Source organism: Variovorax sp. MSC1_012 (genome assembly GCF_023667525.1).
GTDB lineage: Bacteria > Pseudomonadota > Gammaproteobacteria > Burkholderiales > Burkholderiaceae_C > Variovorax > Variovorax beijingensis_B.
Genome location: NZ_CM174443.1, coordinates 619,284 through 639,276 on the forward strand (window position 1 = coordinate 619,284; position 19,993 = coordinate 639,276).

Genomic DNA, 19,993 nt, shown 5'->3' on the forward strand with positions numbered 1-19,993 from the left:
CTTGTCTCCACTCCTACGGCCGGGCTCGTCCAACGGGGTCAAGTCATTGCGAATTTTTTTTCGACGCGGGCGTTGCTGTCGCCAATGCAACCGCGGCGGCGTTGCCGGTCACGCGCGCGACGACGCGTGGCGGCTGCGCTTCGTAGAGTGGGGCCGTCCGCTACGCCAACGCATTTCCGTTCCAAGGAGATCCTCCATGCTCGACACCATCCAGGCCGCCAACAAGACCGCTGCCTTCAACCGCTGGGCCGGCTTCGAAGTCACCCGCGCCGCCGACGGCGAAGCCGAACTGCGCATGGAATGGCGCGAGGAAGACATGGGCCAGTACGCCGGTTTCCTGCATGCGGGGCTCATCGGCGCCATGCTCGACACGGCCTGCGGCTTCGCTGCCGCCACGGTGGCGGGCCGCGTGCTGGCCTCGCATTTCTCGGTGAACTGCCTGTCGCCCGCGCTGGGCCGTGCCTTCATCGCGCGCGGCAAGGTGGTGAAGGCGGGGCGCAAGCAGGTGTTCGCCACCGCCGAGCTCTATGGCCAGGGCGATGGCGACAGCCTCAAGCTCGTGGCGACGGGGAGTGCCATCCTGGTTCCGGTGGAAGAGCCTCCGCCGGCAAAGTGACAGCCGCCTCGGCGCCGGCGCGCCGGGGCTTGAGCCCGAACAGCGGCCGCAGCCAGTTGAAGCGGCGGATCAACCCGTCGGTGAGCAGCCAACAGCCCACGATGGTCAGCGCGACCAGCAAGGCCGGCTCCAGCACCGGCCCCAGCGCGAGCGGGGCCAGCAGCGCAATGCCCGCGATGATCAGCGTCTGGTGCAGCACGTACCACGGGTACACCGACTCGTTGGCCCAGCGCAGCCAGGGCCAAGGGCGGTTCAGGTGGCGATGGCCGTGGCCCAGGATGGTGGCGACCGCCAGCCACAGGTAGAGCATGCGCAAGGCGTCCATCGGCACGCCGGAGGGCGGCCCCTTGGCGCCGAGCCGCAGCACGATGAAAGTGGTGATCGCCGCCGCCGCCAGCGCCAGCGACACCCGCCGCAGGCGTTCCAGTTCGCGCCACACGCCCGTGTCCACGCCCATCCAGTAGCCGTAGAGGAACACGGTGAAATAGATGCTGTGCAGGTGAAAGTCGCGGACCAGGTTGTGCGTGGGCGGAAAGTGCCGGGCCAGCAGCATCGTCCAGACCAGCAGCGGAAGCGCCGGCAGCAACAGCAGCTTCCAGCCGCGCAGCCCGTTGAATCGGCGGTGCATCCACTGGCCGGCGGGCGACCGCCACAGCGGCAGCGTCAGGGCAATGAGCGCCGTGTAGCTGAACAGGTAGGGCAGGTACCAGAGGTGGTTCCAGGTGATGCCGAACTCCGCGCCGGCGAAGGCCTCCTTCGGCCACGGATCGCTCATGGAAAGATAGCGCAGCAGGAAGGTGCCGAAGCCCGGCGCCACCAGGCCGCTGGCCACGCCTTGCGCATAGGCTTGGTAAGGCACGACCACCGCCATGCCGAAGGCCAGCGGCAGCATCAGCCGGAGGCTGCGGCCGCGCAGCAGGCCCCAGGTGCTCTGGCTGCGGCCCAGGAAGCCCAGCGACACGCCCGAGACCAGGAACACCAGGTCCATGCGCCAGAGGTTGAGCACGCGCATCGGCCACTGCAGCCATTCGGCCGCGTGCGGGCTCTTGAGGTGCCAGGGCCAGTCGGCCACGTAGTACATCGCCACGTGGTACAGGATGACCAGCAGGAAGGCCAGCGCGCGCAGCGCGTCGATGTCGTGCCGCCGGTCGGGCAGGGTAGCTGGGATCGTGCTCATCGGGGGCTCCTCGAAAACGCGGGAAGGAAGGCGCGATGGTGGCGTCCACCCGCCGCGCGCCGACTGCACAAGGGACGGATCCCGGCCCTTTTGTGACGAGCGGTGGCCTGCGGGGGACGAAATTCGCCCACGGGACGCGCGGATCGCGAGAATCCCGGGCATGGGAGATTCCCGAAAGAACCTGTACGAGCGCTACGAACCCATCCGCCGCCGCGTGGAAGTGGGCTTCTGGATCGTCTTCATGGCGCTGCAGGCGGCGTTCAACACCACCGTGGCGCTGGTCGATGCGCGCGACCGCGCCGTGCCCCGCGCTGCCTGGGAAATCATCACCTGGGAGGTGTCGAGCCACCTCGTGCTGCTGGCGCTGGTGCCGGCGGTGGTGGCCATCCAGCACCGGCTGTCGGCGCTCGCGCGCACCCATCTGTTGCGCTACCTGGGCTGGCACCTGGCCGCCAGCGTGGTCTTCAGCGTGGTGCACGTGGCGGCGATGTTCGCGCTGCGTGCGATGGTCTACGCGGCGGCCGGCGAACGCTACGACTTCGCGGGCTGGACCGGGCGCTGGGGCTACGAATACCTGAAGGACGTGCGCGCCTACCTGTCGATGGTGTTCGGCATCTGGGTCTACGGCGTGTTCATGCTGCGGCTGCAGGGCGAGGCGCGAGTGCTGGACCAGCCCGAGGAGGCGGCAGCAGCGCCGGCCGAGCCCGCCGAAGCCCATCAGGCAGCCGCGCCGCCCCCGCGCCCCGAGCGCTTCCTGGTGCGCAAGCTGCGGCGCGAATTCCTGATTGCCGCCAGCGACATCGACTGGCTCCAGGCCGAAGGCAACTACGTCGGCCTGCATGTCAACGGCCACGACTACCTGCTGCGCGCCACGCTCACCGATTTTCTGGCGCAGCTCGACCCCGCCCATTTCGTGCGCGTGCACCGAAGCCACGCCGTCAACCTCGGCCGGATCAAGGAAATCGAGCCGCTCGACGGCGGCGATGCCCGGCTGCACATGCACGACGGCAGCACGGTGCCCTGCAGCCGGCGCTATCGCGATGCCTTGCGTGCCGGGGCGAGCTGATCCGGGCGGCGCGCCAATCCGTCCTGTTCCGGTGCGGCCTCTGCACTGCTAACGCCCATTTCCGAAGAAGACGCACCACGAGAGAGCTTCCAGGCACCATTTTTGCTTTCTTGCGGTGCTGCTCCGAGCAATTCGGGTGCATGCACCAATTCAAACCAAAAACTGCAAGAAGCTCCAATGGACGCACTCAAACAGGGCGCAGACGCGCTGTTCATTCTTCTCGGCGCGATCATGGTGCTGGCCATGCATGCCGGTTTCGCCTTTCTGGAACTGGGCACGGTGCGCAAGAAGAACCAGGTCAATGCGCTGGTCAAGATCCTGGTCGACTTCTCGGTCTCGACCATCGTGTACTTTCTCGTGGGCTATGGCGTGGCCTACGGCACCCACTTCTTCGTGGGCGCGACCGAGCTTGCGGCCAAGAGCGGCTACGAGCTCGTGAAGTTCTTCTTCCTGCTCACTTTCGCGGCGGCCATTCCGGCGATCGTCTCGGGCGGCATTGCCGAACGCGCCAAGTTCTGGCCTCAACTGATCGCTACGGCGGTCATCGTCGGTTTTGTCTATCCGCTGTACGAGGGCATTGCCTGGAACAAGGCCTTCGGCATCCAGGCGTGGATCGCCTCTGTCACAGGCAGCGAGTTCCACGACTTTGCCGGCTCGGTGGTGGTGCACGCGGTGGGCGGCTGGCTCGCGCTGCCGGCCGTGCTGCTGCTGGGCGCGCGCCGCAACCGCTATCGCGGCGACGGCTCGCTGAGCGCGCATCCGCCGTCGAACATTCCTTTTCTGGCGCTGGGCGCCTGGGTGCTTTGCGTCGGCTGGTTCGGCTTCAATGTGATGAGCGCGCAGAGCATCGACAAGATCTCCGGCCTGGTGGCCGTCAACTCGCTCATGGCGATGGTTGGCGGCACGTTGGTGGCACTGGCCCTGGGCAAGAACGACCCCGGCTTCGTCTACAACGGCCCGCTCGCCGGGCTGGTCGCCGTGTGTGCGGGTTCCGACCTGATGCATCCGCTGGGCGCGCTGGTGGTGGGCGGCGTGGCCGGCGCCATCTTCGTGGCCATGTTCACGCTCACGCAGAACAAATGGAAGATCGACGACGTGCTCGGCGTCTGGCCGCTGCACGGCCTGTGCGGCACCTGGGGCGGCATCGCGGCCGGCATCTTCGGCACCCAGGCGCTGGGCGGCATCGGCGGCGTGAGCGTCTGGGCGCAGCTCATCGGCACCTTGATGGGTGTGGCATGGGCTGCGCTGGCAGGGGCGCTGGTGTATGGGGCGCTCAAGGCGACGATGGGGCTGCGGCTGACGCAGGAAGAGGAATACGACGGCGCCGACCTGTCGATCCACCATATCTCGGCGACGCCGGAGCGCGAGGTGAACTGGTAACGCGATCTGTTGAAGCGTATTTGCTCCGAATACGCTTCAATTTTGAAGCGTATGCATCCGGCTTGCTCGAAAGAACGGGGCAGGGCAAGGCCACCCGGTATGCGCTCATCTGCTCTACATAGCCGCGAGCGAGCAGCCCAAGAGCACAAAACCGCGGCCTGTAGCAAACTCGCCCGACCGCTCCGCTTGAATATTCACCACCGCCCAATGACCCAAACGCCCCCCGCCCTCGAAGTCCTCCCCCGCGATCTCTCCGCCTACCGCAAGGGCAATGTCGGCATCGACTACGTGCACCGCTTCGAGTCCGGCAAGCCGGGGCCCCACGTGCTGATCAACGCGCTCACGCATGGCAACGAAATCTGCGGAATGACCGCCGCCACGCACTTGCTCGACACCCAGGTGCGCCCGAAGATCGGCACGCTCACCGTGAGCTTTGCCAATGTGGAAGCGTACGAGTCCTTCGACCAGGCGCTGCCTTTCGACAGCCGCCAGCTGGTGCACAACCTCAACCGCATCTGGTCGCCCGAATGGCTCGACGGCACCGAGGACAGCCCCGAGCTGCGCCGCGCCCGCGCGCTGCGCCCGGTGGTGAGCGCGGCCGACCACATCCTGGACATCCACTCCACCAGCCAGCCGGTGATCCCGTTCTGGGTGTATCCCGCCTATGACCGCAATGCCGAGGCGGCGCTGGCCATCGGCCGCCCGTCGGTGCACCTGGTGATGCCCGACGGCCTGGGCTCCGGCACGCCGCTGATCCAGCACGGCCGCCATGGCCTGCCCGATGGCAAGGGCGTGGCGCTGGTGGCCGAATGCGGCCAGCACTTCCTGCGCTCGGCCTCCGAGTTGGCCACCGCCATCTCTTTCGACTTCCTGGCGCACTTCGGCCTCATCGACAAGGATCCCGCCGCGCCGGCGCCCGGCCCGCAGCGCCGCTTCGAGCTGCTGCAGACGCACGTCATCAAGTCGGAAGACTTCGCGTTCGTGCGCCCGTTGATCGGCTTCGAGACCTTTGCCAAGGGCGAGCTGATCGCCACCAACGGCCCGGACGAGATCCGCGCGCCGTGCGACGAGTGCACGATCTTCATGCCGGCGCAGCGGGTGATTGTGGGGCGCGAGGCGGTGTACCTGACGAAGCCGATCTGAAACGGGCCGGTTGGCAGACCCAGGCAGGCCAGCCTGGGTCTAGGCGGCAACAAACAGCGCCGGATCCACCATCGCCCGGTTCAGCATCACGGACCAATGCAGGTGCGGCCCCGTCACGCGCCCGGTGGCGCCGACGGCGGCCAGCTGCTCGCCGGTCTTCAGCACCTCGCCCACCTTTGCGTCGATGCGGCTCAGGTGGCAATACATCGTCAGCAGGCCGCCGCCATGGTCGAGCCACACGGTGCCGCCGTTGAAGAAGTAGTCCCCGGTGTCGATCACGCGTCCCGGCAACGGCGCCAGCACGGGCGTGCCGGTGCCGGCGGCGATGTCCATGCCGCTGTGCGGATTGCGCGACTGGCCATTGAACACGCGGCGCAGGCCGAACGAGCTGGAGCGGCGCCCGGGCACGGGCACGCGCATCTGCAGCGCGGCGTCGGGCCGCAGGTCGGTGAAGGTGGCCATCACGGTGGCGAGGTGCGCGCGTTCGCGCTCGTAGCGCGCTTCGTCCTCGGGCGACAGATCGACGGTGCGCGGCGGCACCGTCAAACGCTGCTCGCGGTATTGCTTGGGGCTCACGGTATAGGCGATCTGCTTTTCGTTGCCGCCCTCGGTGCGCACGACGATGCTGGCCTCGCCCGGCACGGCCGCGAGCGGAATGCCCACGAGCGCGGTCCATTCGATGGCATCGCCCATCACCAGCAGCGGCACGTCGCCGGAGTAGGCCTGCGGTCGCCTGGCCGCCGGACCGAGCGACAGGCGGGCCACGCCGCCCGGCACCTGCGATGCATGCGGCCAGACCTCGGGCTGCGTCTTTTTGGCCGAGGGAGCCGCCGCAACGGCGCGCGCCGAGGCCAATGCCATGAAGCCGAAGGTGCCGAGCAGGGCAGAGCGGCGGTCGAGGCCGGATGGAGAGGAATCGGGGAGCGAGGGATGCATGGCGTTGAACTCAAGGCTTGCGAAGCGAACAAACAAGGGCGCAGCGAACACAAAGGAAGCGGAAATGAGCATTCGAGCACTGGCCCGATGGGTCTTGATGGTAAGTGCGGCCGCCGTGGCCGCCGGGTGCAACAGCACCGCGATCCGTGTAGGCGGCGCGCCCGAGGCGAGCATCAAAAACTGCGTGACCGCGGCCTCGCGCGAATTTCGCGTGCCGGCGTCGAGTGTCGTTGCGGACAAGGGCTCGACGCCGCGTGACGGCGTCTATGCGGTCAACCTGAAGATCGGCCCGCAGGGACGACCGGCGCTGTGCACGACGGATGAAAACAGCGCGGTACTGGGCGTGGTCTACAAGCGGCCGGAATAGGCAATAAAAATCCGGCGCCATCGCGGCCGCCGGCTTTGTACGTGCAAAGGGTAGCTTTACTTGCCCCAGCTGTCCCGCATGCCCGCAGCGCGATTGAACACGCGCTTGCCGCCGGCACTCGCCTTCGCATCCAGCACGAAGTACCCGTGCCGCTCGAACTGGAACGCCGCACCGTCCTGCGCCTTGGCCAGCGACGGCTCGACGAATGCAGAGCAAACCTCCAGGCTCGCCTTGTTGAGTTCGTCGAGCAGTTCGCCGCTGCCGGGATTCGCCGCCGCAAAAAGCCGCTCGTACAGCCGCACTTCGGCCTGCACCGCATCCGCCGCAGCCACCCAGGTGATGTTGCCCTTCACCTTGATGGCGTCTGCGCCGGGCGTGCCGCTCTTGGTGTCGGGCACCAGCGTGGCCTGCACTTCGACGAGCTTGCCGCTCGCGTCCTTGGTGCCGCCGGTGCATTCGATGACGTGGCCGTACTTGAGGCGCACCTTGTTGCCCGGGAACAGGCGAAAGAAGCCCTTGGGCTGCACTTCCTCGTAGTCCGTGCGCTCGATCCAGACCTCGCGGCCGAGCTTGAATTCGCGCTTGCCCATCTCGGGGTGGTGTGGATGCACCGGGGCGGAGCAGTCGTCGAGCACCTCATCGCCGCCCATCAGTTCGCCCCAATTCGTGATCACCAGCTTGACTGGGTCGAGCACGGCCATGGCGCGTGGCGCGATGGGGTCGAGGGTGTCGCGCAGCGCGGCTTCCAGGCTCGCGTAGTCGATCCAGCCGCCGGACTTGGTGGTGCCGCTGCGTTCGCAGAACAGGCGCAGCGCCTCGGGCGTGTAGCCGCGGCGGCGCAGGCCCGCGAGGGTGGGCATGCGCGGGTCGTCCCAGCCGTCGACGTACTTCTCCTCGACCAGCTGGCGCAGCTTGCGCTTGCTGGTGAGCACGTGGGTGACGTTGAGGCGCGCGAATTCATACTGGCGCGGATGTGGGCTCGCGATGAGGCCGCCTTCGGCCAGGCGGTCGAGCAGCCAGTCGTAGAAGGGGCGCTGGTCTTCGAATTCGAGCGTGCAGATGGAGTGGGTGATCTGCTCGAGTGCGTCTTCGATGGGGTGCGCAAAGGTGTACATCGGATAGATGCACCACTTGTCGCCGGTGTTGTGATGGGTGGCCCGGCGGATGCGGTAGAGCGCGGGGTCGCGCATGTTGATGTTGGGGCTCGCCATGTCGATCTTGGCGCGCAGGATGGCGGCGCCGTCGGGCAGCTGGCCGTCACGCATGGCGCGGAAGCGGGCGAGGTTTTCTTCCGCGCTGCGGCTGCGGAACGGGCTGTCGGTGCCGGGCGTATTGAAGTCGCCGCGGTTGGCACGGATTTCCTCGGCGCTTTGCTCGTCCACATAGGCCAGGCCGGCACCGATCAGGTATTCGGCCGCCCGGTACATGAAGTCGAAATAGTCGCTCGCGAAGTATTCGTGCGGCTGCAGGGTGCCCGGCGCAGCCGGGCGGTCGGCCAGGCAGGTTTCGTAGCCGAGCCACTGGACGGCGTCGCGGATGGAATCGACGTATTCCTGCTCTTCCTTCTCGGGGTTGGTGTCGTCGAAGCGCAGATGGCAAACGCCGCCGTATTCCCTGGCGAGCTCGAAATTGAGCCAGATGCTCTTGGCGTGGCCGATGTGCAGGTAGCCGTTGGGCTCGGGCGGAAAGCGCATGCGCACCTTGGCCGGGTCGGCCATGCCCTGGGCGTGATGGGCGGCGTCGCCGGGCGAGCCACCCCATTTGCGGCCAGAATAAGCCCCCTGCGCAAGGTCGTTTTCGATCACGTGACGCAGGAAATTGCTCGGTGCAGCGGCTGTTTTTGCGCTGTCTTTGTCGGTCGGGGAGGTCATTGCGGCATTCTAGAACGCACCCCCTGCCGGTTACCTTTGGCTACGTTCTTCACATTACGGCGGGCAACCGCTTTGCATTTGGCGCGTTCAATACCTACATGGGCGGGAAACGCCCCAACAAGGAGTCCAAGATCATGAGCCTCACACGTTCAACCTTCTTCAAATGGGCCGCCGCGGGTGTCGTGGCAGCCGGTGCATTGTTTGCGGCCACCTCGGCCAGTGCCCGTGGCGACGTGAGCTGGTCCATCGGCGTGGGTCTGCCAGGGGTTGCCGTGGGCGTGGGCGCTCCGGCGTACTACCCGGCACCGGTCTATGCGGCCCCTGCGCCGGTGTACTACGCGCCGCCGCCCCCGGTGTACTACCGCCCGCCGCCGCCGGTCTACTACCGTCCGGCCCCGGTGTATTACGCGCCGCCGGCCTACTATGCACCGCGCTACTACGGTCCGCGTGGCTACTACCGCGGCCATCACCACGGTCACCGCCACTGGCGTTGAGCGCCGCGGGTGCGTAATCCCGCCATCTGAAAAAGCCGGTTCGCGAGAACCGGCTTTTTTCATGGGCAGGCCATTCGCTCGATTTCACATGGCGCGAAAAAGATGGCCGTAAAGCCGGCTGACGGGAATCTTTTCAGTCCGGCCGCGCAAGTCGAGGTGCAGCTTGCCGGCCTCGTCGCGGTGCACGGCCTCGATGGCCGAACTGCGCACCACCACGGCGCGATGCACCTGCCAGAAAGTCTCTGGGTCGAGCTGGGCCAGCAATTGCTTGAGTGGCGTGCGGATCAGGTATTCGCGCGTGGCGGTGAGCACCCGGATGTATTTGTCGGCGGCCTCGAAATACAGCACCTCGTCGATCGGAACCATGCGCACGGTGCTGCCGCCGGCTTCGCTGGCGGCAATCATCTTCAGCGGCGCGGTGGAGGCGGCGGGCGAGGCCGACGCGCCGTTGCCTGCTGCGGCAGCAAGCACCTGGCGCCACTGCTCAAGGGTCCTCTCCAGCGCTTCGTCGGCGGCAGGGGCTGGCTTTGCCTGCTGCTGCTGCACCGCCAGCGCCTGCTGAAGTCGCAGCACGGTCTTGCGCAAACGCTCGGGCTGCACGGGCTTGAGCACGTAGTCGATGGCCTGCGTCTCGAAGGCGCGGGCGGCGTATTCGTCGTAGGCGGTCACGAAGACGAGTTGCGGCATGGGCGCCTCGTCGACGGGCCAGCTGTCGGCCAGTTCGGCGGCGGCGGCCAAGCCATCGAGGCCGGGCATGCGGATATCGAAGAACAGCACCTGCGGCAGCAGGCGCAGTGCCTCCCGCACGGCGCTGCGGCCATCGCCCGCGATGGCGAGCAGCTGCAGTTCGGGCCATGCAGCGGCGAGTTCGGCCTTGAGGGCCTGGGCGAGCAGCGGCTCGTCTTCGGCGATGAGGGCGGTGGGCTTCATGCTTGTGGCGGCAGGGGAAAGCCGAGGGTGACAAGGGTTCCGCCCGAAGGCCCCGCGGCCAGGCTCATTCGGCCCTGGTCGCCATGCACGGCGGCAAGCCGCTCGCGCACCTGCTCGAGCCCGAAGCCGCTGCCTGCGGAAGTTTGCGCCGCATCCAGGCCGACGCCGGTGTCGCTCACTTCGATGATCAACCGGCCGTCGAGCTGCCGTGCGCGCACGGCGATCGCGCCGCCTTCGACCTTGGGCTCGAGCCCGTGGCGGATGCTGTTTTCGACCAGCGGCTGCAGCAGCAGCGGCGGCACCGGCGTGCCGCGCAGTTCATCCGGCAGATCGAGCGTGTAGCGCAGGCGCTCGCCCATGCGCACCGACATCAGCTCGAGGTAGTCGGCCAGCCGTTCGAACTCGGCCGCGAGCGGATGCGCCAGGGCGCGCGAGCCGCTGAGCGTCATGCGCAGGTAGTTGTTGAGGCGGTCGAGCATGGCCACGGCGCGCGGCGGGTCGGCCGTGATCAGCGCGCGCAGGTTGGCCAGCGTGTTGAACAGCATGTGCGGTTCGAGCTGGGTTTCGAGCAGCTTGAGCCGCGCTTCGGTGGCGTTGCGCTGCGCCAGGTCGATCTGGCGCCGCATGTGCTTGCTCCTGCCCAGGCTGTAGAAGAAGAAGCACATGCAGACGGTGGCCGTCACCGTGATGATGATCGTGGTCGCGAGCTTGCGTTCCGTGAAGCTGCCGAAGTCGAGCAGGGGCTGATGGGTCCACGCGTCGCCAATGGCATTGCCCCCCAGGAAGCCGACCGTCACGCCGCCCGCCACCAGCAGGTAGCCCCAGGGGCCGGACGGCCAGAGGATCTCCCGGTGGCCGCTGATCAGCAGCCGGCCCACGTCGATGAAGAGCCAGCTGATCAGCCCGATCGACAGCGAATACACCATCTGCGCGCCCCAGTCCCCGTGCTGCGTGATGGCCAGCGCCGCGGCGATGAAGCAGCAGAACACGACGGTGATCAGGCCATGCCGGAGCATGCCCCGGACGTTCTCCGCGCGAAAACGAGGGAGCGCTTCGACGCTCATCGGTGCACCCTTGGCGCTGCGCGCCGTCCCGCCAAGCGGGAGCGAGCGGGCTTGGGGCGGCCCTGCGCTCCGCTCATCCGCGCTCCCCGGAGCGCAGCGCACGCCGTTCGCGCTCCACCAGCCGGTCGTAGAAGCTGCCGCCGGGCGCGATGAACCAGATCACGGCGCCGTGGATCAAGAGGCCCAGGCCCCATCCCATGAGCGGATACACGGCCCAGCTGTGGCCGCGCGATGCGGAGATCGCTACCAGCCCAAGGTTCACCAGCACATAGACGAGGGCATGGATGTACCAGCCCATCTTGGCGCCGGCGCGGCGGCGGGCGAGCTTTTCGATGTCGGAAACGGAGGTGTTGGCTTGTGTGGAGTTCATGACGGTTGTCCGAATGGATGAATGACTGGAGGCGGTCGATGAAGCGGCCGGTGATCTTAGGCCGCGCGGGCGTCTGCGGCCATGGCGTCGGTGCTGATGGCCAGCCGCCAGAGCCGCACGGCGCGCGCCGCGAAGATGCCGCTGAAGGCGCCGTAAAGCAGGGGAATCCCGACCGCAAAGCCGGCCTGCTGGCGCAGCTCGGGGTGCATGGCAAGGGCCACGCCCACCACGTACTTGGTGAAGAAGATGCCCATCATCAGCAGCAGCGGCACTGCACTGCCGGCCACGTGGAACTCGCGCGCCGCGCGGTCGTAGCGCGTGCTGGCGGGCAGGGGGCTCTGGAGCACCAGCAACACCAGCGCGGCGGCCGCCACGGCCCAGCCGAGCAGGGCGCCGGGCGAATCGCCGAAGGCCGAGATCACGCCGGCCAGCGAGAGGCCGGTCATGGCAATGGGCATCACGGTCATCTTCGCCAAGCTGACGCGGCCGGTCAGCAACTGCCTGCAGCCAAGCCACAGCAGGAGGGCGAAAACGGCGAAGACCCATTTCGGGGTGTGAAGAATGATCTGCAGCAGCATGGTGTTTCTCCAATGAAAAGACGATTCGATGGGCCGGACTGTGCCGGCGCCCCCGTGCAGCCGCCACGGTCCTGCGACGAAATGCGGATCGGCGGCGCCAGCCGCGGCGAACCGGCGCGAAATGCAGCCCTTGTCCGCAGCTTTACCGGCGCTTTACGGTTCATGAGACAGGCGCGCTACGATCCGGCGCTCCACTAGCGGCTGTACTTGCGCACTGCCCCACCCCATGGAATCTCCGAACTCCGAGCCTTCTTCCGGCGATTCGCCTGCTGTCCAACCGGCAACCCCACCTTCTTCGTCCCCGCCTCCGCGGCCGCCTTCGCGCCGCAGGCTCTGGCTCGGCAGCCTGATCGCGCTGGTGCTGCTGCTGGTGCTGGGGGGCGGCGCCTGGTATCTCATCAACCGCAAGGGCAGCACCGCTGGCGGGCCGGGCTTCGGCGGCGCCACCGTCACGGTGGGCAATGCGGTGGCGCGCGAGATCGAATTGCCGGTGACCATCGATGCGCTCGGCACCGTCACGCCGCTCGCGACCATCACGCTCAAGGCGCAGGTCGGCGGCGTGCTGACCGAAGTGCTGTTCACCGAAGGGCAGACCGTGGCAAAGAACCAGCTGCTCGCGCGCATCGACCCGCGGCCCTACGAGCAGGCGCTGATGCAGGCCCGCGGCACGCGCCAGCGCGACGAGGCGCAGCTCGAAGCCGCGCGCGTCACGCTGGCGCGCTACCGCACGCTGCTGGGGCAGGACTCCATCGCCCGGCAGGACGTCGACACCCAGGCTGCGCTGGTCCGCCAGCTCGAAGGCACGGTCACCACCGACCTGGCGGCCGAGGCCGCCGCCAAGCTGAACCTCGACTACACCCGCATCACCTCGCCGGTGGCCGGCCGCATTGGCCTGCGCGCGGTGGATGCGGGCAACACCGTGACGGCCAACGCGACCACGGGCATCGCGGTCATCACGCAGATGAACCCGATCGACGTGCAGTTCTCGGTGCCGCAAGACCGCGTGCCCGACATCCAGGCGCAGCTGGCCAAGGGCGAGCCGCTGCCGGTCACCGCCTTCGACCGCACCCGCGCGGCAACGCTCGACACGGGCACTTTCTCCACGCTCGACAACGTGGTCGACACCACCACCGGCACGGTCAAGGCCAAGGCGCGCTTCGGCAATGCGCAGACCACGCTGTTCCCGAGCCAGTTCGTCAATGTGCAGATGCTGCTGCGCAAGGTGCGCGCGGTGGTGGTGCCGGTGACGGCGGTGCGCACCGGCCCCAATGGCGACTACGTCTATGTGATCAACGAGGACCGCACGGTGTCGATGCGCGCGGTGAAGCGCGGTGAGGCCAATGTCGAGGTGGTGGCCATCACCTCGGGCCTGAAGGCCGGCGAGAACGTGGTGACCGAGGGCGGCGACCGCATCAAGGACGGCGCGGTCGTGCAGCTGCAGGGCGAGCGGCCCGCGGCAAGCCCGCGCGCTGCGGCTTCAGGCCCGCGCGGACAGCGCGGCGAAGGCGGTGGAGAGCGGCGGCGCCAGCGCGCCCCGCAATGACGAGCAACCGCCACAACCCACGGAACAAGCGAGCGCGTTCGCGATGAGCCCCTCCCGCCCCTTCATCGAACGGCCGGTGGCCACGGCGCTGCTGATGGTGGCTATCGTGCTGGCCGGCCTGGTGGGCCTGCGGCTCTTGCCGCTGGCCGCGCTGCCGCAGGTCGACTACCCGACCATCCAGGTGCAGACCCTCTACCCCGGCGCCAGCCCCGAGGTCATGAGCCGCACCGTCACGGCCCCGCTCGAGCGCCAGTTCGGCCAGATGGCGGGGCTCAACCGCATGAGCTCGGTGAGCTCGGCGGGTGTGTCGATCGTCACGCTGCAGTTCGCGCTCGACCAGACGCTCGACGTGGCCGAGCAGCAGGTGCAGGCCGCCATCAACGCCGGCGGCTCGCTGCTGCCGGCCGACCTGCCGGCGCCGCCCGTGTACGCCAAGGTGAACCCGGCCGATGCGCCCATCCTGACGCTGGCCGTGAGTTCCCAGACCATGCCGCTCACCGAAGTGCAGAACCTCGTGAACACGCGGCTCGCGCAGAAGATCAGCCAGGTCAGCGGCGTGGGGCTGGTGTCGCTTTCGGGCGGGCAGCGGCCGGCCGTGCGCATCCAGGCCGACACCAACGCGCTCGCTTCGGTGGGCATCGGGCTTGACACGCTGCGTAGCGCCATCACCGCGGCCAACGCCAACAGCGCCAAGGGCAGCTTCGACGGACCGCGGCGGGCCTACACCATCAACGCCAACGACCAGCTCGTGACGGCGGACGACTACAAGAACCTGATCGTCGCGTGGAAGAACGGTGCGCCAGTGCGCATGACCGACGTGGCGCGCGTGGTCGACGGCGCCGAGAACACGCAGCTGGGCGCATGGGCCGCATTGCGCGCGGGCGAGCAGCCGGCCACGCTTTATCCCGCCATCATCCTCAACGTGCAGCGCCAGCCGGGCGCCAACGTGATCGGCACCGTCGATGCCATCAGGAAGCAGCTGCCCGAGCTGCAGGCCTCGCTGCCGGGCTCGCTCAAGGTGGAGGTGCTGAGCGACCGCACCACCGGCATCCGGGCTTCGGTCTCGCACGTGCAGCTCGAACTCGGGCTGGCCGTGGTGATGGTGGTGCTGGTGATCTTCTTCTTCCTGCACAGCGTGCGCGCCACGGTCATTGCCAGCCTGGCGGTGCCGATCTCGCTCGTGGGCACCTGCGGGCTGATGTACCTGCTGGGCTACAGCCTCAACAACCTGAGCCTGATGGCGCTGACCATCGCCACCGGCTTCGTGGTGGACGACGCGATCGTGATGATCGAGAACATCGCGCGCTACCTGGAAGAGGGCGATCCGCCGTTCAAGGCCGCGCTCAAGGGGGCCACGCAGATCGGCTTCACCATCATCTCGCTCACGGTGTCGCTCATCGCGGTGCTGATTCCGCTCCTGTTCATGGGCGACGTGGTGGGGCGGCTGTTCCGCGAGTTCGCGGTCACGCTGGCCATCACCATCCTGATCTCCGCCGTGGTGTCTCTCACGCTGGTGCCGATGATGTCGGCGCGCTGGCTCAAGCCGCAGGCCGAGGAGGGCGGGCGCTTCGGGGCCAGCGTGCAGCGCTTCTTCGACCGCGTGATCGGTCGCTACGACGTGTGGCTGCAATGGGTGCTGCGCCATCAGCCGCTCACGCTTGTCGTGGCGGTGGCCACGCTCGCGCTCACGGTGCTGCTCTACGTGGTGATTCCCAAGGGCCTGTTCCCGACGCAGGACACCGGCCAGCTGCAGGCGCGCATCGAGGCCGCGCAGGATGTGTCGTACACGCGCATGGCCGAGCTGCAGCAGCAGGCCGCCAACGCGATCCTGGCCGATCCCGAGGTGGCCAGCGTGAGTTCGGTGGTGGGCGTGGATGCGGCCAACAACACGGCGCTCAACACCGGCAGCATGCTCATCAACATGCGCGCCGACCGCGGCAACCAGGAGGCCACGATGCAGCGCCTGCGCGAGCGGGTGCGAGCGGTTGCTGGCGTGACGCTGTACCTGCAGCCCACGCAGGACCTGACCATCGACGCCGAGACCGGCCCGACCGAATTCCGCGTCTCGCTCGAAGGGGTGGACACCAGCACCGTCGATACCTGGGCGCAGAAGCTGGTGGAGCGCCTGCGCACCGAACCGCTGGTGCGCAACGCCACCACCAACGCGGGTGCGAAGGGCCTGGCCGCCTACGTGGACATCGACCGCAACACGGCCTCGCGCCTCTCCGTCACGGCCAGCTCGGTGGACGACACGCTCTACAGCGCGTTCGGCCAGCGCATCGTCTCGACCATCTTCACCGAAACCAACCAGTACCGCGTGATCCTGGAGGCGCAGCGCGAGTCATTGGCTTCTCCGCAGCTCTTGGGCAACCTGCAGCTGCGCACCGGCGGCGGCGGCGCCACCACGCTGTCGTCGATTGCCACGGTGCGCGAGCAGGCCGCGCCGCTGCAGGTGACGCACGTGGCGCAGTACCCGGCCGCCACGGTGGGCTTCGACACGGCCGAGAACGTGGCGCTCGGAAAGTCGGTGGCGGCCATCCGCGCGGCGGCCAAGGAAATCGGCATGCCCGCGAGCATGACCATGACTTTCCTGGGGGCGGCAGGCGCCTACGAGAAATCGCTTTCCAATCAGCTGTGGCTCATCCTGGCGGCGGTGGTGTGCGTGTATATCGTGCTGGGCGTGCTGTATGAAAGCTACATCCATCCGCTGACGATTCTCTCGACGCTGCCCTCGGCCGGCGTGGGCGCGCTGCTCGCATTGATGGTCACGGGCAACGACCTGGGCGTGATCGGCATCATCGGCATCATCCTGCTGATCGGCATCGTCAAGAAGAACGCGATCATGATGATCGACTTTGCCATCGATGCAGAGCGGCGCGAGGGCAAGTCGCCGCAGGAAGCCATCCACCAGGCGGCACTGCTGCGCTTCCGGCCGATCCTGATGACCACGCTGGCGGCGCTTTTCGCGGCGCTGCCGCTGATGTTCGGCTGGGGCGAGGGCGCCGAGCTGCGCCGGCCGCTGGGCCTGGCCATCTTCGGCGGCCTGGTGGTGAGCCAGGTGCTCACGCTGTTCACCACGCCGGTGGTCTATCTGGCCTTCGACCGCATGGGCCGCCGGTTCGGGCGCAAGCGGGAGGCCGCAGCCGCATGAACCTGTCCAGGCCCTTCGTCGAGCGTCCGATTGCCACGGTCCTGCTGACCATCGGCATTGCCCTGGCCGGGATCGCGGCGTTCTTCGTGCTGCCTGTGTCGCCGCTGCCGCAGGTCGACTTTCCCACCATCTCGGTGACGGCCAGCCTCTCGGGCGCGAGCCCGAGCACCATGGCGTCGAGCGTGGCCACGCCGCTGGAGCGCCGGCTCGGGGTGATTGCCGGTGTCAACGAACTCACCTCGACCAGCTCCAACGGCTCCACCCGCATCAGCCTGCAGTTCGACCTCAAGCGCAACATCGACAGCGCCGCGCGCGAGGTGCAGGCGGCCATCAATGCGGCGCGGGCCGATCTGCCGGCCACCCTGCGCAGCAACCCGACCTACCGCAAGCGCAACCCGACCGCCGCGCCCATCGCGATCCTGGCGCTCACTTCCAGGACGCGCACGCCGGGCCAGATCTACGAGGCCGTGTCCAACATCGTGAGCCAGAAGCTCTCGCAGGTGGAAGGCGTGGGCGAGGTCGAGATCGGCGGCGGCTCGCTGCCGGCCGTGCGGGTGGAGCTGGAGCCCTTCTCGCTCAACCGCTTCGGCATCAGCAGCGAGGACGTGCGCGCCGCCATCCAGGCCAACAACGCCAACCGGCCCAAGGGCGCGATCGAGAACGACGAGCGCCGGCTGCAGATCTACACGCCCTCGCCGGGCCGCCATGCCGTGGAATACCGCGACATGGTGATTGCCTGGCGCAACGGCGCGGCCGTGCGGCTGGGCGATGTCGCGCGGGTGATCGACAGCGTGGAGAACACGCGCACGCTGGGCCTCTTCAACGGCCAGCCCGCGGTGATCGTGCTGGTCACGCAGGAGCCGGGCGCCAACATCATCGACACCGTGGACGGCGTGCGCGAGCTCCTGCCCGAACTGCGCGCGCAATTGCCGCAGGACATCGAGGTGCAGGTGGCCTCCGACCGCACCAACTCCATCCGCGCCTCGCTGCGCGAGATCGAGGCCACGCTCATGATCTCGATCGCGCTGGTGGTGCTGGTGGTCGGCCTGTTCCTGCGCCGCGCGCGCGCCACCATCATTCCGGCGGTGGCCACGGTGGTGTCGCTGCTCGGCACCTTCGGCGCGATGTACCTGTTCGGCTACAGCCTGAACAACCTGAGCCTGATGGCGCTCACGGTGGCCACGGGCTTCGTGGTTGACGACGCCATCGTGGTGCTGGAGAACACCAGCCGCCACATCGAGGCCGGCATGGGCCGCATCGAGGCGGCCCTGCGCGGCGCGCGCGAGGTCGGGTTCACCGTGCTGTCGATCAGCCTGTCGCTGGTGGCGGTGTTCATTCCGCTGCTGTTCATGGACGGGCAGATCGGCCGGCTGTTCCGCGAATTCGCGGTGACGCTGTCGGTGGCGGTGCTGATCTCGCTCGTCATCTCGCTCACCACCACGCCCATGCTGTGCGCCATGCTGCTGCGGGCCGAGGAACCCGATGCCAAGCCGCCGGGACGCCTGGCGCGCATGGCGGAGGGCGTGTACCAGTGGAGCCTGCGCACCTATGCACACAGCCTGGACTGGGCGCTCGCGAGCAAGGCCGTGGTCATGGTGGTGCTGCTGGCGGTGGTGGGCCTCAACGTGTACCTGTTCTCCGCCATTCCCAAGGGCTACTTCCCGGAGCAGGACAACGGCCAGCTCAACGCCGGCCTGCGCGCGGACCAGAGCATTTCGTCGGTGGCGCTGAGCGAGAAGCTGCGCCAGGCGGTCGACATCATCCACAAGGACCCGGCGGTCGATACCGTGGTGGGCTTCGCGGGCGGCAGCCGCTCGGGCGGCGGCTTCATGTTCGTCAACCTGAAGCCGCTGTCGCAGCGTACCGAGAAGACCGCCGCCGTCATCAACCGGCTGCGCCCGCAGCTCAACCAGCTCACCGGCCTGCGCGTGTTCCTGAGCCCGGTGCAGGACCTGCGCATGGGCGGGCGCTCGAGCAATTCCACCTACCAGTACACGCTCAAGGGCGACAACCTGGCCGACCTGCGCACCTGGACCGCCAAACTGGCCGACCGGTTGCGCCAGGAGACCGCGCTCACCGACGTCGACAGCGACCAGGCCGACAACGGCGTGGAGACCTATGTCGACGTCGACCGCGATAGCGCCGCGCGCCTTGGCGTGACATCGAGCGCGGTCGACAACGCGCTCTACAACGCCTACGGCCAGCGCTCGGTCGCCACCATCTACGACGAGCTCAACCAGTATTCCGTGATCATGGAATGGGCCCCGCGCTACCAGCGCGCGCCCGTCGTGCTGAAGGACCTGTACGTGCCCTCGACGCTCACCACCAGCACCACCGCGAGCGGCGCCACCACGGTGAGCTCGCTGGCCAACACCACCGACGCGAGCACCGGAACCTCGACCACCACCTCGGCCAACCCGGGCCTGCGCACCGCTTCCACCGGCCAGGCCTTGGCGGCCAACACCACGCTCATGGTGCCGCTCTCGGCCATTGCCAAGGTGAGCGAGCGCGCGGTGCCGAGTTCCATCGACCACCAGGACACCGAACTCGCAAGCACCGTCTCGTTCAATCTGGGCGAGGGCGTGACGCTGCAGGACGCGCGCCGCATCGTCGCGCAGGCCGAGGCCGACATTGCGATGCCGGTCAACGTGCGCGGCAGCTTCCAGGGCACGGCGCTCGCGGCGCAGCAGTCGCAGGGGCAGCAGCTGGCGCTCATCCTGGCGGCGATCGTGGTGATCTACATCGTGCTCGGCGTGCTCTACGAAAGCCTGATCCACCCGATCACGGTGCTGACCACGCTGCCTTCGGCGGGCGTGGGCGCGGTGCTGGCACTGCTGCTGTTCCGGATGGATTTCTCGATCATTGCGCTGATCGGGCTCTTCCTGTTGATCGGCATCGTGAAGAAGAACGCGATCCTGATCATCGACTTTGCGCTTGAGGCCGAGCGCGCGCGCGGCATCTCGGCCGTGGAAGCGGTGCGCGAGGCCTGCATGCTGCGCTTCCGCCCGATCCTCATGACCACGCTGGCTGCCGCGCTGGGCGCGCTGCCGCTGGCCATCGGCTTCGGCCAGGGCGCCGAGCTGCGCCAGCCGCTGGGCGTGGCGATCATCGGCGGCCTGATCGCGAGCCAGCTGCTCACGCTGCTGACGACGCCGGTGGTCTACGTACTGCTCGACAAGCTGCGCCGGCGCTCGGGCAACGAGCGGCACCTGAGCCGCGCCGCAAGCATATGACCCACCCCCGTCCCTCGCTCACTTCGTGTAGCTCGACTCCCCCCTCGAGGGGGGCAACACCAGCGGCCCGGCAA

Annotated in this window: 16 protein-coding genes; 9 read left to right on the plus strand and 7 right to left on the minus strand. The window is 68.0% G+C overall.

Features of this window, described 5'->3' with window-relative positions; translation table 11 throughout:
* The first annotated feature begins 196 nt into the window (after window positions 1–196).
* Complete coding sequence (locus tag L1081_RS02890) at window positions 197–616, plus strand: hotdog fold thioesterase (RefSeq protein WP_489415106.1); 420 nt, start codon at window positions 197–199, stop codon at window positions 614–616.
* Here L1081_RS02890 and L1081_RS02895 read toward each other — a convergent pair.
* Entirely contained in the window at window positions 552–1,793 is a 1,242-nt protein-coding gene (locus L1081_RS02895; protein ID WP_489415107.1) for an acyltransferase family protein, read from the minus strand. The two genes, L1081_RS02890 and L1081_RS02895, sit on opposite strands and share 65 nt — an antisense overlap.
* 160 nt (window positions 1,794–1,953) lie before the next feature.
* On the opposite strand from L1081_RS02895, the gene L1081_RS02900 reads away from it, so the two are divergent.
* From L1081_RS02900 to L1081_RS02910, 3 genes are all read left to right on the plus strand, one after another.
* Entirely contained in the window at window positions 1,954–2,859 is a 906-nt protein-coding gene (locus L1081_RS02900) for a LytTR family transcriptional regulator DNA-binding domain-containing protein (protein WP_489415108.1), read from the plus strand.
* A 177-nt stretch (window positions 2,860–3,036) separates the two neighbouring features.
* Entirely contained in the window at window positions 3,037–4,239 is a 1,203-nt protein-coding gene (locus L1081_RS02905) for an ammonium transporter (RefSeq protein WP_489415109.1), read from the plus strand.
* A 207-nt stretch (window positions 4,240–4,446) separates the two neighbouring features.
* Window positions 4,447–5,382 (plus strand): M14 family metallopeptidase, encoded by a 936-nt coding sequence (locus L1081_RS02910; RefSeq protein WP_489415110.1) that lies wholly within the window; start codon window positions 4,447–4,449, stop codon window positions 5,380–5,382.
* Window positions 5,383–5,421: 39 nt separating this feature from the next.
* On the opposite strand, the gene L1081_RS02915 is transcribed toward L1081_RS02910, so the two are convergent.
* Window positions 5,422–6,318: a peptidoglycan DD-metalloendopeptidase family protein gene (locus L1081_RS02915; RefSeq protein WP_489415111.1), complete on the minus strand. Its 897-nt coding sequence runs from the start codon at window positions 6,316–6,318 to the stop codon at window positions 5,422–5,424.
* A gap of 64 nt (window positions 6,319–6,382) precedes the next feature.
* On the opposite strand from L1081_RS02915, the gene L1081_RS02920 reads away from it, so the two are divergent.
* Window positions 6,383–6,685, plus strand: coding sequence for a hypothetical protein (locus tag L1081_RS02920; protein ID WP_489415112.1), 303 nt, complete (start codon window positions 6,383–6,385; stop codon window positions 6,683–6,685).
* A gap of 56 nt (window positions 6,686–6,741) precedes the next feature.
* Here L1081_RS02920 and L1081_RS02925 read toward each other — a convergent pair whose 3' ends face one another.
* On the minus strand, window positions 6,742–8,556 hold the full coding sequence (locus L1081_RS02925; RefSeq protein ID WP_489415113.1) for a glutamine--tRNA ligase/YqeY domain fusion protein: 1,815 nt from the start codon (window positions 8,554–8,556) through the stop codon (window positions 6,742–6,744).
* A gap of 134 nt (window positions 8,557–8,690) precedes the next feature.
* Here L1081_RS02925 and L1081_RS02930 point away from each other — a divergent pair, with 134 nt between their 5' ends.
* On the plus strand, window positions 8,691–9,050 hold the full coding sequence (locus tag L1081_RS02930) for a hypothetical protein (protein WP_124955792.1): 360 nt from the start codon (window positions 8,691–8,693) through the stop codon (window positions 9,048–9,050).
* 84 nt (window positions 9,051–9,134) lie between these two features.
* On the opposite strand, the gene L1081_RS02935 is transcribed toward L1081_RS02930, so the two are convergent.
* The 4 genes from L1081_RS02935 to L1081_RS02950 form a co-directional block, all read right to left on the minus strand.
* Complete coding sequence (locus tag L1081_RS02935; protein WP_489415114.1) at window positions 9,135–9,980, minus strand: LytTR family transcriptional regulator DNA-binding domain-containing protein; 846 nt, start codon at window positions 9,978–9,980, stop codon at window positions 9,135–9,137.
* Entirely contained in the window at window positions 9,977–11,044 is a 1,068-nt protein-coding gene (locus L1081_RS02940) for a histidine kinase (protein WP_489415115.1), read from the minus strand. The genes L1081_RS02935 and L1081_RS02940 overlap by 4 nt, the downstream gene beginning before the upstream one ends.
* 73 nt (window positions 11,045–11,117) lie before the next feature.
* Entirely contained in the window at window positions 11,118–11,414 is a 297-nt protein-coding gene (locus L1081_RS02945) for a 2TM domain-containing protein (RefSeq protein ID WP_489415116.1), read from the minus strand.
* Between the two features lie 56 nt (window positions 11,415–11,470).
* Window positions 11,471–11,992 carry a DUF6622 family protein gene (locus L1081_RS02950; protein ID WP_489415117.1) on the minus strand — a complete coding sequence of 174 codons (522 nt, stop codon included), beginning with the start codon at window positions 11,990–11,992 and terminating at the stop codon, window positions 11,471–11,473.
* A gap of 226 nt (window positions 11,993–12,218) precedes the next feature.
* Between L1081_RS02950 and L1081_RS02955 the strand changes: the two genes are divergently transcribed.
* The 3 genes from L1081_RS02955 to L1081_RS02965 are packed head-to-tail and all read left to right on the plus strand — an operon-like array spanning window position 12,219 to window position 19,919.
* A complete protein-coding gene (locus tag L1081_RS02955) occupies window positions 12,219–13,535 on the plus strand; it encodes an efflux RND transporter periplasmic adaptor subunit (RefSeq protein ID WP_489415118.1) in 1,317 nt (438 codons plus the stop codon).
* Window positions 13,536–13,578: 43 nt separating this feature from the next.
* Entirely contained in the window at window positions 13,579–16,686 is a 3,108-nt protein-coding gene (locus L1081_RS02960; protein ID WP_489415119.1) for an efflux RND transporter permease subunit, read from the plus strand.
* Window positions 16,683–19,919, plus strand: a complete 3,237-nt coding sequence (locus L1081_RS02965; protein WP_489415120.1) for an efflux RND transporter permease subunit — start codon at window positions 16,683–16,685, stop codon at window positions 19,917–19,919. The genes L1081_RS02960 and L1081_RS02965 overlap by 4 nt, the downstream gene beginning before the upstream one ends.
* Window positions 19,920–19,993: the final 74 nt, after the last annotated feature.